At 50.8% G+C, this 14943-nt stretch carries 17 protein-coding genes; all 17 read left to right on the top strand.

Annotation, left to right across the window (positions count from 1 at the left end; translation table 11 throughout):
* Nucleotides 1-395 precede the first annotated feature (395 nt).
* The 17 genes from spoIVA (at nucleotide 396) to trpE (ending at nucleotide 14900) form a co-directional block, all read left to right on the top strand.
* Nucleotides 396-1874: a stage IV sporulation protein A gene (gene spoIVA, locus L6H70_RS08010; protein WP_206100850.1), complete on the top strand. Its 1479-nt coding sequence runs from the start codon at nucleotides 396-398 to the stop codon at nucleotides 1872-1874.
* Nucleotides 1875-2188: 314 nt separating this feature from the next.
* Nucleotides 2189-2461 (top strand): HU family DNA-binding protein, encoded by a 273-nt coding sequence (locus L6H70_RS08005; RefSeq protein ID WP_019909963.1) that lies wholly within the window; start codon nucleotides 2189-2191, stop codon nucleotides 2459-2461.
* Between the two features lie 105 nt (nucleotides 2462-2566).
* Nucleotides 2567-2815, top strand: a complete 249-nt coding sequence (mtrB, locus tag L6H70_RS08000; protein WP_206100849.1) for a trp RNA-binding attenuation protein MtrB — start codon at nucleotides 2567-2569, stop codon at nucleotides 2813-2815.
* 106 nt (nucleotides 2816-2921) lie between these two features.
* On the top strand, nucleotides 2922-3458 hold the full coding sequence (locus L6H70_RS07995) for a hypothetical protein (protein WP_236331677.1): 537 nt from the start codon (nucleotides 2922-2924) through the stop codon (nucleotides 3456-3458).
* Between the two features lie 114 nt (nucleotides 3459-3572).
* Nucleotides 3573-4442 carry a heptaprenyl diphosphate synthase component 1 gene (locus L6H70_RS07990; protein WP_236331675.1) on the top strand — a complete coding sequence of 290 codons (870 nt, stop codon included), beginning with the start codon at nucleotides 3573-3575 and terminating at the stop codon, nucleotides 4440-4442.
* Nucleotides 4443-4445: 3 nt separating this feature from the next.
* Nucleotides 4446-5198 carry a demethylmenaquinone methyltransferase gene (locus L6H70_RS07985; protein WP_236331673.1) on the top strand — a complete coding sequence of 251 codons (753 nt, stop codon included), beginning with the start codon at nucleotides 4446-4448 and terminating at the stop codon, nucleotides 5196-5198.
* Complete coding sequence (locus L6H70_RS07980; RefSeq protein WP_236331671.1) at nucleotides 5191-6063, top strand: UbiA-like polyprenyltransferase; 873 nt, start codon at nucleotides 5191-5193, stop codon at nucleotides 6061-6063. The genes L6H70_RS07985 and L6H70_RS07980 overlap by 8 nt, the downstream gene beginning before the upstream one ends.
* Nucleotides 6063-6671 carry a UbiX family flavin prenyltransferase gene (locus L6H70_RS07975; RefSeq protein ID WP_236331670.1) on the top strand — a complete coding sequence of 203 codons (609 nt, stop codon included), beginning with the start codon at nucleotides 6063-6065 and terminating at the stop codon, nucleotides 6669-6671. Before L6H70_RS07980 ends, L6H70_RS07975 begins: the two co-directional genes overlap by 1 nt.
* Nucleotides 6668-7528, top strand: coding sequence for a menaquinone biosynthetic enzyme MqnA/MqnD family protein (locus L6H70_RS07970; RefSeq protein WP_236331668.1), 861 nt, complete (start codon nucleotides 6668-6670; stop codon nucleotides 7526-7528). The genes L6H70_RS07975 and L6H70_RS07970 overlap by 4 nt, the downstream gene beginning before the upstream one ends.
* The gene (locus L6H70_RS07965; RefSeq protein ID WP_236331667.1) at nucleotides 7525-8493 is read left to right on the top strand and encodes a polyprenyl synthetase family protein; all 969 of its coding nucleotides are present in this window, start codon (nucleotides 7525-7527) and stop codon (nucleotides 8491-8493) included. Before L6H70_RS07970 ends, L6H70_RS07965 begins: the two co-directional genes overlap by 4 nt.
* A gap of 140 nt (nucleotides 8494-8633) precedes the next feature.
* Complete coding sequence (ndk, locus tag L6H70_RS07960; protein WP_236331664.1) at nucleotides 8634-9077, top strand: nucleoside-diphosphate kinase; 444 nt, start codon at nucleotides 8634-8636, stop codon at nucleotides 9075-9077.
* A gap of 25 nt (nucleotides 9078-9102) precedes the next feature.
* Nucleotides 9103-9906, top strand: coding sequence for a CheR family methyltransferase (locus L6H70_RS07955; RefSeq protein ID WP_236331651.1), 804 nt, complete (start codon nucleotides 9103-9105; stop codon nucleotides 9904-9906).
* A gap of 100 nt (nucleotides 9907-10006) precedes the next feature.
* Nucleotides 10007-10168, top strand: a complete 162-nt coding sequence (locus tag L6H70_RS07950; protein ID WP_167347619.1) for a hypothetical protein — start codon at nucleotides 10007-10009, stop codon at nucleotides 10166-10168.
* Between the two features lie 198 nt (nucleotides 10169-10366).
* Nucleotides 10367-11536: a chorismate synthase gene (aroC, locus tag L6H70_RS07945; RefSeq protein ID WP_054941358.1), complete on the top strand. Its 1170-nt coding sequence runs from the start codon at nucleotides 10367-10369 to the stop codon at nucleotides 11534-11536.
* Nucleotides 11537-11538: 2 nt separating this feature from the next.
* Nucleotides 11539-12642: a 3-dehydroquinate synthase gene (aroB, locus tag L6H70_RS07940; RefSeq protein ID WP_236331649.1), complete on the top strand. Its 1104-nt coding sequence runs from the start codon at nucleotides 11539-11541 to the stop codon at nucleotides 12640-12642.
* Entirely contained in the window at nucleotides 12636-13007 is a 372-nt protein-coding gene (gene aroH / locus L6H70_RS07935) for a chorismate mutase (protein WP_206100838.1), read from the top strand. The genes aroB and aroH overlap by 7 nt, the downstream gene beginning before the upstream one ends.
* 339 nt (nucleotides 13008-13346) lie before the next feature.
* Complete coding sequence (gene trpE / locus L6H70_RS07930; RefSeq protein ID WP_236331647.1) at nucleotides 13347-14900, top strand: anthranilate synthase component I; 1554 nt, start codon at nucleotides 13347-13349, stop codon at nucleotides 14898-14900.
* Nucleotides 14901-14943: the final 43 nt, after the last annotated feature.

The raw sequence follows: 14943 nt of genomic DNA, 5'->3' as shown, positions 1-14943 counted from the left end.
TCAGCAGTGTGTAACCGTCCCCCTATCCCAGGGGGCTTATTTGTGTTTGCAGTGCTTTGGAAAGAGTGAATCAGTTCTATACGCCGCCCGTTTTTCATATGCTTGATGAGAAGGTTTCCGGGCAGCAGCTGGCTTTTGTGAAATTCGTGTATAAATTGCTCAGCTGCGGGTCATAAATCCGTTCCGGATACATATGATGATACTAGTCCAAATGCATGTCCGAGCATTCGGAGTTTAGCGCGGGGCAAGAATGTTCCGCTTAGGCAGGCTAGGCTCCCTGGCGGGCAATGCCAAAGTCCGGTGGATGTCCTGCAAGGGTCCGTTTACCGGCGGAACGCGAAGTCGATGCTCTTCAGGCATTTTTTCTTCGGAGTAATATGAGGAGGGGATCTCTTTTGGAAAAAGTGGATATTTTCAAGGACATTGCCGAGCGTACCGGCGGAGACATTTATCTTGGCGTCGTCGGCGCGGTTCGCACGGGGAAATCGACATTCATCAAACGCTTCATGGAGACGATTGTTCTGCCGAACATTACGAGCGAAGCAGACCGGGTAAGAGCTGTGGATGAACTGCCGCAAAGCGCAGCTGGCAAAACAATCATGACAACAGAACCGAAATTTGTGCCGAACAACGCGGTGCAGATCAAGGTTGCGGAAGGCCTTGAAGTGAATGTCCGGCTGGTGGATTGTGTAGGGTATGCCGTCGAAGGCGCAAAGGGCTACGAGGATGAAAACGGGCCACGTATGATTTCCACACCTTGGTTTGAGGAACCGATTCCTTTTCAGGAAGCGGCGGAGATTGGTACACGTAAAGTGATTCAGGAGCACTCCACACTGGGTGTAGTAGTGACTACGGACGGCACAATTGCTGAAATCCCGCGCCACTCATACATTGACTCGGAAGAGCGTGTGATCGCCGAACTGAAGGAGGTCGGCAAGCCGTTCGTGCTTGTAATCAACTCTACCCGGCCGCGCAGTGAGGAAGCACAGCAGCTCCGCAGTGAGCTGGCTCTGAAATACGACATTCCGGTGATGACGCTCAGCGCCGCCAATATGACGGAGGAGGATGTGACCGGTGTGCTGCGGGAAGTGCTCTATGAATTCCCGGTACATGAGGTTAATGTCAACCTGCCTAGCTGGGTCATGGTGCTTGGCGAGAACCACTGGCTGCGCAGCAGCTACGAGAACTCCGTCCGGGATACGGTAAAAGATATCCGCCGTCTGCGGGATGTTGACCGTCTGGTTTCCCAGTTTACTGAATATGACTTCATTGACAGAGCCGGACTCAGCGGTATGAACATGGGTCAGGGAGTGGCCGAAATTGATCTGTACGCTCCAGAAGAGCTGTACGATCAGGTGCTCATGGAAGTGGTCGGTGTGGAAATCCGCGGCAAAGATCACCTGCTGCAGCTGATGCAGGACTTCGCACATGCCAAGCGTGAATACGACCGATTCTCAGAAGCGCTGGAAATGGTCAAAACAACAGGCTACGGTATTGCTGCACCTTCGTTGGCTGAGATGGCGCTCGATGAACCGGAATTGATCCGCCAAGGATCGCGTTTTGGAGTCCGCCTGAAGGCGACAGCCCCATCCATTCATATGATCCGGGTTGATGTGGAATCGGAATTTTCCCCGATTATCGGCACTGAGAAGCAGAGTGAAGAGCTGGTACGCTATCTGATGCAGGACTTTGAGAACGACCCGATTAAAATTTGGGAGTCTGATATCTTCGGCCGCTCGCTGCATTCCATCGTGCGTGAAGGCATACAGGGCAAAATAGCCATGATGCCGGACAATGCCCGCTATAAGCTGCAGGAAACGCTTGGACGAATCATTAATGAGGGCTCAGGCGGACTTATCGCCATTATTTTATAAATCAACGAAACCTGATGAACCAGTTGTCAAAAAAGGGAGCGGAGGATAATCCGCTCTCTTTTTTGTGCTTAAATTGAAGAATCTAACAGTATTAGTCTATCATTTCAGCGAAAATTCTCTGCCCAAATGATACTTTCTGCTCCTTTTTTGAGTAACGCCTTGAAATTATGGGTGGGCTGTATTACTATAAGTTTGTTGCGCTTCTAGGAAGAAGGGCGCCAGTATCTAGTAATAAACGGGATTATCACGTATATTTTGCGTTGAAACGGAAACAGTGTATGATACCGGAAATTTGCCCAGGGAGGTGAGAAGACATGAATAAATCAGATTTGATCAACGTAGTTACAGAAGCAACTGAACTTCCCAAGAAAGATGCTACTAAAGCGGTAGATGCCGTTTTCGAAGCGATCACAGGAGCTCTGCAAAGCGGCGATAAAGTACAACTGGTTGGATTCGGAAACTTTGAAGTGCGCGAACGTTCCGCACGTAAAGGCCGTAACCCGCAAACTGGTGAAGAAATCGAAATTCCTTCAAGCAAAGTACCTGCTTTCAAACCAGGTAAAGCGCTTAAAGACGGAATCAAATAGAGATTTCTACATATCAATCCTATAGTCTCTTTCCGAGTATTAACGATGCCGCCCTCCAAGGCGGCATTTGTTGTTGAAGGACTAATATGTTAAGGAGGATTAGACATGACCGAGAAGAATAATGGCGTTAGCCCTGCACCGGCCGGCAGCGAATACATCGTGGTAAAGGCCAAGGAAAACGGCGTTCAAGTTATCGGCCTTACCCGGGGCCTGGATACGCGGTTTCACCACACGGAGAAGCTGGATAAAGGAGAGGTGCTGATCGCCCAATTCACCGATCATACCTCAGCTATGAAAATCCGCGGTAAAGCAGAAATCTGGAGCAAACACGGACAACTGGAGAGTGAAAGCTGAAAAGCAGGCATAGCCTGCTTTTTTTCAAAATATAACTAGTTATAGGCAAGTCTGCATGTTCGTATAATGTCACTGCTTGGCGGAAACTATGGATAGGGGGCGGGCTATGAACCGGAGCTGGCTGATCGGAATTGCAATGCTGCTGACCGCCGCGGTTGCTGTAATATTGCCGCGTCTGGCGTCCCTCGAACCAGCTCTGCAGCAGTCTCGTGCGGTGGAGACTCTTGGCGGGGGCAGTACCACGCTTGCAAATGATAATCTTGTAGATGTGATAAGCAAGCTGCCCTTCAGCCTGGATATTGACAGCGTTGGCTGGAAGAATCAGATCCTGTCGCTGGATTTAAAGGTAACTGGCAACGATCATGAGCCTCAGGAGTTATATCAGAACATGGCACTGGCGATTTCTTTTGCTTTTCAAGATACGGAGAATATTGACCAGCTGCTGCTGCGTATCGTAGCGGAGGATAAATGGCTGGACAGCCGGCGCCTCTTGCTCGCCGGGGATATCCGCCGTAAGGAATGGTCGCTCCAGCTGCAGCAGGAGCTGCAATCGGCCGGCAATGGGCCGTTGCCTGACCGCCTTAAGAATGGCTTCCGTATTAGTGAAAGCGAGCTGTGGCGGAAGCAGTTCATTTATCCCTGATATGGGTAAAAGAAACTAGGATGTCCCATCGTGCGTGACAAAAAAACATGTGATATAATAGACAAGATTGTGAACAAAGATATTGTAATAACGTCAATGGCTTCGGAGGCTGAAATGAAACCGTACCGCATACCGCAATTAGTTCAACCCTACACAGACTACGACATGATTCAGCGGCATACGGAATTGCCGCCGTTTTCGGATGGGCGTAGTCATTTGTTATATATTTTTCTTAGTTACGGCACTGAAGCGGAAGACCGTAATAGGGAGCTCTACACGCTTGTTACAGGCCTTGTGCAGCTTGCTCTCGATACGCATGAGATCATCGACCGTACTCAGGATGATCCCGGTGGCGACCTTATGCGTTCCCGGCAGCTTAAAGTGCTGGCCGGCGACTATTTCAGCGGCTGGTTCTACCACTTGCTTGCTAAGCGCGGACAGATTGAGATGGTGGGCAGTTTAAGCTCGGCGATCGCTGACTTTAACGTGATGAAGGCCCGTTTATACGGCAAAATGAAGGAGATGCTGCTCTCCGCGGAACAATATTTGCGGCATTCGGTTCAGCTCAATATGCGGCTGTTCCTTTCTTTTACACCGATGATTGAAGGGGCGCTCACCGAACTTTGGGAGAAGCTGCTGGCTGAATTCAGCCATTGTGAAACGGTATGCTCCGAACTTCGGCGCAGCAATGATCCCGGCAATGCCCGGGAAGGGTACTGTTACTGGAAAATGCTGGAGAGTGCATCGGAGGATGAGGTTGAACTGCTCCGCAGCCAGAACATGGATCTTAAGGACTGGAAGAAACTGAAAATGAAATACAAATGTGACACCCTGCTGACCGATAAGCTTCACGAATCGCTTCAGTCCATCCAAGGACTGCTGCAGGGTATTAAGGACGAGCATCTGATCAGTGAGCTCAGCACCGCTCTGGATCGCTTCCTCCTGCAGATGAAAATTTCTGGACAAGCAGCCGTGGAGGGGTAGAGTATGACGATAGAGAAAACTTCTTCTTTGGGCGATAAAGGTGTTAAGCCGAAGGAGCAATTTGTTCATTCCGTATTTGAGAGCATTGCCGGTAAATATGACCTGATGAATGATATTCTGAGCTTCCGCCGCCATAAAGCCTGGCGTAAATTCACCATGCGCAAGATGGCGATGAAGCGGGGCGATTCTGCTGTAGACCTCTGCTGCGGCACCTGTGACTGGAGTATTGCACTCGCAGAGGCGAGCCAGACCGGTTCCGTGATGGGACTGGATTTCAGTGCAGGAATGCTTGAAGTGGGCCGTCGCAAGGTGGAATCGCAAGGCCTTCAGGACCGTATCTCGCTCATCCAGGGCAATGCCATGGATCTTCCGTTTGGTGACAACTCCTTTGACTATGCAACAATAGGCTTCGGGCTTCGCAACGTGCCTGATCTCGTTCAAGTGTTGAATGAAATGAAGCGTGTGGTGAAACCGGGAGGAATGGTTGTCTGTCTGGAGCTTTCTAAACCGATGAAGCAGCCGTTCAAGGGTATTTATTATTTTTATTTTGAGCGGATGCTTCCGCTTCTCGGCAAACTGTTTGCCAAAAGATATGAGCAATATAAATGGCTGCCGGAATCACTGGCCCTCTTCCCGGACAGAGAGCAGCTTTCGGTGATTTTTCGTGAAACCGGGCTGCAGAAAGTGGAATCCTTCCCCTTGACCGGAGGCATCGCTGCATTACATATTGGGTTCAAGGAGAATTGTAATGTTTAAAAAAGTCGGCGTTTTTCTGCAAATGATTAAGTTTGAACATACTGTATTTGCTTTACCGTTCGCCTTTATGGGGGCGCTGCTAGGATCCGTTGTAATGTTCGGCCAGCTGCCATCCTGGTCACAGATAGGCTGGATCATTATCGCCATGTTCGGTGCACGAAGCGCGGCTATGGGATTGAATCGGTTAATAGACCGGATTAGTGATGCGAAGAATCCCCGGACAGCCGGAAGGGCAATTCCCGCAGGGCTTTTGAAGGTTGGAGAAGTATCAGTGTTCATCGCAATTTCGTTCTTTTTATTATTCTGGGCTGCCTTTAAGCTGAATCCCCTATCTGCTCAGCTTCTGCCCATTGCTGTATTTCTGCTTGTGTTCTATTCCTTCACTAAGCGTTTTACCTGGGCCTGCCATCTGATCCTCGGACTAACCATTGCGCTCGCTCCTCTGGGGGGCTGGGTTGCGGTTACGGGTAATGTAGACTGGACCGCCATGATTTTTTATTTCACGATTGTGTTCTGGACCGCCGGTTTTGATATTATCTATTCCTGCCAGGATGTTGATTTTGATGTAAAAGAAGGCTTGTATTCCATCCCGGTGCGCTTTGGAGTGGCCCGTGCACTTAATATTGCCAAGGTATTCCATATTCTAACGGGCATCGGATTTGTTTCACTGCTCTTTATCACTGATTTAAGCTGGTGGTATGTGGCTGGAATGCTGATTGCTTATATTATCCTGTTTTACGAACATCATATTGTGTCTCCAAGCGATTTAAGCCGTTTGCAGACAGCGTTCTTTACGATGAACGGTGTGCTGAGCATCGTCGTGTTTTCCTTTACTCTGATTGACTTGGTGGTGCAGTTTTACTGATGACAGAGCTGAAACCGAAACACTTCGTCGTAGGAATCACCGGGGCGAGCGGCGGAATTTACGGCGTCCGTCTGACGGAAACCCTGCTTGCACTGGGGTATACGGTCCATCTTGTGGTCAGCAATGCAGGCTGGCGGGTGTTCAAAGAAGAACTGGGTTTTGCCGCCACAGACCGGGAAGGCTTTTTGAACGAACAGTTCAAAGGCTATCCCGGTTCTCTGCTTTATCACCCTATCGCGGATATCGGGGCATCCATTGCCAGCGGCTCCTTCCGTACAGAAGGAATGATTATCATGCCTTGCTCGATGGGAACGCTGTCTGCTGTAGCGCATGGAAGCTCGGACAACCTGATGACGCGGGCTGCTGATGTGATGCTGAAGGAAGGCAGGTCCCTGGTGCTGGTGCCCCGTGAGACACCGCTTCATGCCATTCATCTGGAAAATATGCTGAAGCTTTCGCGGCTAGGAGTCAAGCTGATACCGGCTATGCCAGCCTTTTATTTTGGGCCGACCAGCATGGATGATTTGGTTAACTTCATGGTTGGTAAAGTGCTGGACAGCTTTAACATTGAGCACCATTTATTCCGCAGATGGGGGGGAGACGAATGAGTAATCCTCAGCATACCGTTATCGGTAAAATCAGCTATACCAACTCATGGCCGGTATTTCACAATTTCCACCCCTCTTCGTTAAGCTATCCGGCAGAGATGGTGAGTGAAGTGCCTGCCATTCTTAATCAGGGGATGGCCCAGGGGACGATTCATGTAGGCGCATTATCTTCTTTTGCTTATGCGGCGTTAAGTGACCGGCTGCTGCTGCTGCCGGATTTGTCTGTCAGTGCGGACGGCCCGGTGAAATCCATCATGCTGTTCTCCCGCGTGCCTATCACGCAGATTGGGAATGGAAGAATTGCGGTAACCAACACCTCAGCGACTTCGGTGAATCTGCTGAAGATTCTGCTGGAGAGGGCGGCCGGCAACAAGCCGGAATATGTAACGGCAGAACCCGACCTGGATAGGATGATGGAAGTGGCGGATGCCTGTCTCCTGATTGGCGACAATGCGATCAAAGCTACCTGGCAGGATCAGGGCTACATCGTCACGGATCTGGGTGAGGTCTGGAAAGAATGGACCGGACACAGCATGACCTTTGCAGTCTGGGCCGTTAACCGTGAGGCAGCGAGAGACAAGCCGGAGGCGATCGCAGAAATTGCCGAGGCTTTTGTAGAGAGTAAAGTACGCGGGGTAAATAAGCTTGCTCCTATTATCCGGGAGGCCTGCTCGTCGGTTGGAGGCACACCTGAATATTGGCACGGGTACTTCAGTAATTTATGTTATGACTTTGGGGAAAGGCAGCAGGAAGGTCTGAACCTCTATTTCCGCTATGCCTATGAATTGGGCCTGCTGCCGCAGGAAGTGAAGATGGAGCTTTGGAGCCACAATCTGCTGACACGGGTGAAAGAATGAAGCGAATGCAAATATTCGGATTGCTGAATAAGGATATGGATCAGATTGAAAAAGAGCTGTACCGCAGTGTTCAAGGTGACGACGAGCTGCTGACAGAGACTTCCCTTCACCTGCTGAAGGCAGGCGGCAAACGGCTGCGGCCGGTATTTGTGCTCATGGGCGGCAAATTCGGACAATATGATTTGGAGAAACTGAAGCGTGTCGCAATTCCGCTGGAGCTGATACATAGCGCTTCACTTGTGCACGATGATGTCATCGACGATGCCGAGCTTCGCCGGGGAGAGCTTACCGTCAAAGCTAAATGGGGTGATAAGATCGCCATGTATACCGGTGATTATATCTACGCCAAGGCACTTGTCATCACCTCTGAACTCAAAAATCCGCGGATTCATCAGATTCTTTCCAAAGCAATGGTGGAGATGTCCATCGGAGAAATGGAACAGATCCGCGATTTTTTCAATAGTGAGCAAAGTGTACGCCATTATCTGCGGCGGATCCGCCGCAAAACAGCACTGCTTATCGCTATCAGCTGCGAGCTTGGTGCACTGGCTGCGGACGCAGAACCACAAACTGCCCGCCTGCTCTATAATTACGGTTATAATGTCGGGATGGCTTTTCAGATCCGCGATGATTTATTGGATCTCTCAGGAACAGAGAAGCAGATCGGCAAACCGCCGGGCAGTGATATGAGGCAAGGCAATATTACGCTTCCGGTGATTTACAGTCTGGAGGACACGCGCCTGCGTGCGCCGCTGTTGGAAGAATTGGCCTCGATCCGCGCAGAGCAGGCCGGTGTTGGCCGTGCCATTGATCTGATCCTATCCGGAGACGGAATTTCTCGTGCAGAAGCGCTGGCTTCACGCTACATCGACAAAGCGCTGGCCGCGCTGGATCAGCTTCCGGCTAACAAGACCAAACGGAATCTGCGGGATATTGCCTTTTTTGTGACCGGACGTGCTTACTAAGCCTCCTACTCCCCAAAATATTAAACGTTCACAGATGGCAGGGTTTCTGATAATATCAGAAAATATAACCATAATATAAAAGCTGGGACTTGTCTCAAACCGGTTATTTATTGGACTAAGCGAAAATGGAGAGTGACTCTATGGAAAAAACGTATCTGATGATCAAGCCCGATGGCGTACAGCGCGGATTGATCGGGCGTATTGTTGCCCGCCTGGAGGATAAGGGATTCAAGCTGATTGCCGCGAAGCTGATTACCGTTACGGAAGAGCAAGCCAAAAAGCATTACGCAGAACATGAAGGCAAAGACTTTTTCCCTGGACTGGTAAGCTTTATCACTTCCGGTCCCGTATTCGCTATGGTATGGGAAGGCGATGATGTAGTCGCGTTGTCCCGTCTGATGATCGGCAAAACGAAAGTTGGCGAAGCACTGCCGGGCACGATCCGCGGCGATTTTGCCAGCCATACTCCGCTTAACCTGATCCATGGATCGGATTCGCCGGAAAGTGCAGAGCGCGAAATAGCTAATTTCTTTGCTCCGGAAGAACTGGCAGACTACAACAAAGACATCGCAGTCTGGATGTAATTCCAGGCGGGAGGCAGTGATTATAATGGCTGATCATGAAGAGACTTCAACAGCACCAGACCCGGATTACACCGGGTTTATTCATAATGTTAAACAGAGCACCGGAATTGATCTGGCCCAATACAAGGAAGCTCAGATGAAGCGCCGTCTGACGACGCTCCGGACGAAGAACGGGTATCATACTTTTGCTGAATTTTTTGCTGCAATGATGAAGGATAAATCTTTATTCTATGAATTTCTGGACCGGATGACGATTAACGTCTCAGAATTCTGGCGCAACCCCAACCGCTGGGAAGTACTGCGGGATGTTATACTGCCGGAACTGCAGCGCTCAGGCCGCAGGATGAAATTATGGAGCGCTGCCTGCTCAACCGGAGAAGAGCCGTATACGCTGGCTATGATCCTGTCTGACAAAAACATCCTGTCTCAGACCGGCATTCTGGCTACCGATATTGATGACGGGGCACTGGCGAAGGCGAAGCAGGGACTCTATCTGGAACGCTCCTTGAAAGATGTGCCAAAGGATGTGGCAAACCGTTATTTTACACCGGAGGGCCCTGTTTTCAAGGTTAGTGAATCGCTGAAGAAGAATATTGATTTCCGTAAGCAAAATCTGCTGCTCGACAAATTCGATGAAGGGTTTGACCTGATCATCTGCCGCAATGTAATGATCTATTTCACGGAGGAAGCGAAGAACAAGCTCTATCATAAGTTCTCGGCGAGCCTGCGTCCGGGTGGTTATCTGTTTGTAGGCAGCACGGAACAGATCTTCACTCCTGCACAATACGGATTTGAGTCAACAGAAACATTCTTCTACCGGAAAAAATAGCGGTGTTGCTCTGCCTTGCACCCTCTAGGTATACTTTCGCAATCTTTCAGTGATACTGAATAGTAGGTACTTTACGCCATGCGAAAGGTCGTTAATCCAGATGGACAAAAGCAAGGTCATTGCCGCATACCGACGCGGGTTTCTGACCGTCCGTGAATGCGGACAAATTCTTGGTGTCGAAGAGCTGCAGCTGCAAAGCCTGCTTAAGCTTGAGGAGAGCAAGCAGACTGTTCCTCCTGCACAGCGAAAGATCGGAAGCTGATTCAGGGCTCTGAACCGGGACGTTTAGCAGCGCCGCCTTTGCTCGAAAGAGTAAGGCGGCGCTGTTCTTATATGGGCGTAAGTCTGCCTTCTGCTCATGATCCCTTTCTTGTCAAAGCGGGAAGGCTATACTATAATGAGGCAAGAGTTTTAATATTTTAGCGGTTTACAGTTTAAAAGTGTGAAAGGGGAACGCAGCATGAGTTTACGCTATTTAACAGCGGGGGAAACGCACGGCCCCCAGCTTACAGCAATTATTGAGGGACTGCCCAGCAATTTGACACTTAACTTCGAAGAGCTTAATTTTCAGCTGCTGCGGCGGCAGAAGGGCTACGGCCGCGGACGCCGGATGCAGATCGAGAAGGATACCGCACAGATCGTCGGCGGTGTGCGCCATGGCTATACCACAGGTGCTCCGGTAGCTTTGGTAGTAGAGAACAAAGACTGGACACACTGGAAAAATATCATGAATATTGAGCCGATACCCGGCAGTGATGAAGAGAAGCGGCGGGTAAACCGGCCGCGTCCCGGACATGCCGACTTAAACGGCGGATTGAAATATAACCATACCGATCTGCGGAATGTACTGGAGCGCTCCAGCGCACGTGAAACGGCCGCAAGAGTGGCGGTAGGTGCTGTTGCCCGTCAGCTGCTGGCAGAATTTGGTGTCAAGATTGCCGGACAGGTGATCCGGATCGGTGAGATTGAAGCACCTGCGAATAATCTGCCTATCGACGAATTAATTGCCCGGACGGAAGAATCCTCCGTACGAGTCGTGGATAAAGAGACGGAGCAGAAGATGGAGGCATACATAGACAAGATCAAGGAGGAAGGCGACTCCATCGGCGGAATTGTGGAATGCATCGTTGAAGGATTGCCTGTCGGACTCGGAAGCTATGTACAGTACGACCGTAAGCTTGATGCAGCCATTGCCGGAGCTGTCATGTCGATTAATGCATTTAAAGGTGTGGAGATCGGTATCGGCTTTGAAGCAGGCATCCTTCGCGGCTCACAGGTCCATGACGAGATTATGTATGAAGCCTCCCGGGGATATTACCGGGCAAGCAACCGGCTCGGCGGCTTTGAAGGCGGCATGACTAACGGAATGCCAGTCGTAGTCCGCGGCGTCATGAAGCCGATTCCTACCCTGTACAAACCGCTGCAAAGTGTGGATATCGACACCAAGGAGCCTTTCACCGCACAGGTGGAACGCTCGGATGCCTGCGCTGTTCCGGCAGCTTGTGTAGTGCTGGAGAATGTGGTTGCCTGGGAGATTGCCAAAGCATTCCTTGAGAAGTTCGGCGGCGATTCGCTTGAGGAGATTAGAGCGAACTACAATAATTACCTGGCGCAGCTGGAGAGCTACTGAGTATGCGCAGTATTACTGTAGATTTAGGCGAGCGCTCTTATCCAATTCATATCGGCAGCGGATTGCTGCGCACGATCGGGGAGCGTTGCCGGGAAGCCGGCATTCCGCTCCGCAGCCCGCTGCTGGTTGTCAGCGACAGCGAAGTAGCCCCGCGTTATCTGGCTGAAGTCGAAGCTTCGCTGCACGAACAAGGCTATTCGGTTGTAAGCCACGTTATTCCAGCCGGAGAAGCTTCTAAGTCACTTGCCGTATACGAGGAAGTGATTACGACTGCGATTCAGGCTGGCCTGGACCGCAGTTCAGCGGTGCTGGCGCTTGGAGGCGGTGTAGTAGGAGATTTGGCGGGTTTCGTAGCCGCATCCTACATGAGGGGCATAGGGTTCATTCAGATCCCAACGACGATCCTTGCACACGATAGCAGTGTAGGCGGCAAAGTGGCTGTCAATCATCCGCTGGCCAAGAATATGGTCGGGGCTTTTTACCAGCCCTTGATGGTGTTGTATGATCTCGATACCCTGAGTACACTGCCGCCGCGCCAAGTCTCATCGGGCCTGGCTGAAGTGGTGAAGCACGGTCTGATTCTGGATAGTGAATTTGCGTACTGGTGCCGTGAGCATGCAGGGGACCTGCTTGCCCTGGATGCAGAGGCGCTGGGCTATGCCCTAGAGCGCGGTTGCGCCATTAAGGCAGTAGTCGTCGGCAATGATGAACGCGAGCAAGGTCAGCGGGCGATTTTGAACCTGGGACATACGATCGGACATGCAATCGAAGCGGTAGGCGGTTATGGTGTATTCCTGCACGGTGAGGCGATTGCCATCGGGATGGCCGGGTCGGCACTCTTGGCTGCCAAGCTGGGCCGCGATCAGGGGATTTATGAGGACACCGTTTCTATGCTGTCCGCATTATCGCTGCCGGTGAGTCTGCCTGCAGAGTTCAGCGAGGATGAGCTGATGGAAGCCATGATGCATGACAAGAAGTTCAAGGAAGGCAAGATGACCTTTATCGTGCCGGATTCTATCGGTGCTGTCAGCATTGTAAATAATGTGCAGCAGAGTGATGTACGTGAGGTTATCGCACAGCTTAAGAAGGAGGGAAGCCCATGGTGAACCGGGGGATACGCGGTGCAACAACCGTAACCAAAAACGAGGAAAATGAAATATTGCGCGAAACCGTTGTGCTGCTGCGGGAAATTGTCGAGCGCAACGATGTTATTGCCGAAGATATCTGCAGTGTATGGATTACCGTGACAGGTGATCTGGATGCTACTTTCCCGGCGCGGGCCATCCGCGAAATTGAGGGCTGGGATCTGGTGCCTCTAATGTGCTCCGTTGAGATTCCTGTCAAAGGCGGTCTGCCGATGTGCATCCGGCTGATGGTACAGGTCAACACGGATAAGTCGCAGCGGGATATCCGCCATGTTTACTTGAATGAGGCGCAGAAGCTTCGTCCGGATCTCTCACAGAGCAAGTAATTTATTATCGAATCCGGGTTGTCAATGAACACCGTCATCATGTATAGTGTAATTAGCCGAGTAAAGCCCGAGTTGAGTTTAGCCTAGTTGAGTATAGCTGAGATGAGTGCAGGATGATAAATCTGAGGCATTCCATTTAATTGCAGATGTCTTTTTGGATAGAATTAACGGTTTATTTACGCTACCCGTATATCCTTAATCAGACAGTTCATGCATGGTTTGGAATAATGCCCGGTCCTGAGCACTTTTTCATATACTTACCTACAACAACCTCTACTTCGGTAGAGGTTTTTCTGTATTTCGGATAATTACTCATACATTCCAAGGAGGTATCCCAAAATGACTAATCCTAGTGTTGAAGAAGTGGTATCACTGTCGCGGGAATATAACCTGATTCCGGTAGTGAAGCGGCTGCTTGCTGATATGGAGACTCCGATCCGGCTGTTTCAGCGGTTTGCCGGTGAGTCCCACGCGTTTTTGCTGGAAAGCGTAGAAGGCGGCATTCAATGGGCCCGGTATTCTTTTATCGGCAGTGATCCGTTTCTGTTGATATCCGGAAAAAAGAATGTCATCCACGTGAAGGTCGGCGGGGAGCAGAAGCGGCTGACAGGCAAACCGATCGAGGAGCTAAAAGCACTGCTTCGCTCTTACCGCAGTCCAAAGCTGGACGGGATGCCTCCTTTTACCGGCGGTGCGATCGGATTCTTCGGATATGATCTGCAGCAATACTATGAGAAGCTTTCGCCGCATGCGGTTGATGATCTCGGCACGGATGATATACGCTTTATGTTCTGCGACAGGATCATTGTTTTCGATCATGTGAAACAGCAGATCCTGCTCGTAGGCAATCTGCACATCAAAGACGGGGATACGGACTCCGACATCCGTACAGCCTATGAGGCTTTGAACCGCAAGCTGGAGGACTTCGCCGAGGAGCTGCAGAAGGAAGGGCCGAAGGAGAACGTTAACCGCCGCAGCATCCCCCAGGATATCGAGCTGGGCGAGATTCATTCCAACCTTACTAAGGAACAGTACATTTCCAATGTTGAGCAGGCCAAGGAATATATCCGGGCCGGAGATATTTTTCAGGTGGTGCTGTCGCAGCGCCTGCATATTGAGACAGAAGTATCCCCGCTGCATGTCTACCGGATGCTGCGTACACTGAATCCTTCTCCGTATATGTATTATCTCAAAATGGATGAAGAGATCATCGTCGGTACCTCTCCGGAGGCGCTGGTGAAGGTGGACGGCAGCCGCGTGGCCACCCGCCCGATCGCCGGAACCAGGCCGCGGGGGGCGAATGAGGCCGAAGACCGGGCCCTCGCTGCTGAACTTCTAGAGGATGAAAAAGAGCGGGCGGAGCACCTGATGCTGGTTGACCTCGGCCGCAACGATCTGGGCAGGGTCTCCAAGTTCGGCTCGGTGAAATGCGACTCCTTTATGGAAATCGAAAAGTACTCACATGTCATGCACATGGTTTCAAATGTGTCGGGGACCTTGGACGACAATAAAGATTTCTTCGATGCCTTCCTATCATGTCTGCCGGCCGGTACCGTCTCAGGCGCACCGAAGCTGCGGGCGATGGAGATCATTTCCGAGCTGGAGCGTGAAGCCAGAGGCGCCTACGCCGGAGCTATCGGCTATCTCGGGTTCTCCGGGAATATGGATTCCTGTATCACCATCCGCACCATCATTTTCCGTAAAGGCCGGGCCTATGTGCAGGCTGGAGCAGGGATTGTGTGGGACTCGGTGCCGGAGAAGGAATATGAAGAGACCCTTAACAAAGCGAAGGCCATGCTCAAAGCCATCCGGATGGCGGAAGCCATGTTCCCGGTAGAGATCAAAGAAAAACAGGTAATCAATCAGGATTACATGTACGAATATACGCCTTAATCAGAGACAGGATAGAAGAGTCGAGCAGAGCAGAGAATGCTCC

This window comes from Paenibacillus auburnensis (genome assembly GCF_927798115.1).
Classification (GTDB): Bacteria; Bacillota; Bacilli; order Paenibacillales; family Paenibacillaceae; genus Paenibacillus_AQ; species Paenibacillus_AQ auburnensis.
Note: the sequence above shows the minus strand (reverse complement) of the source record. Positions and strands in the feature narration are given on the sequence as shown.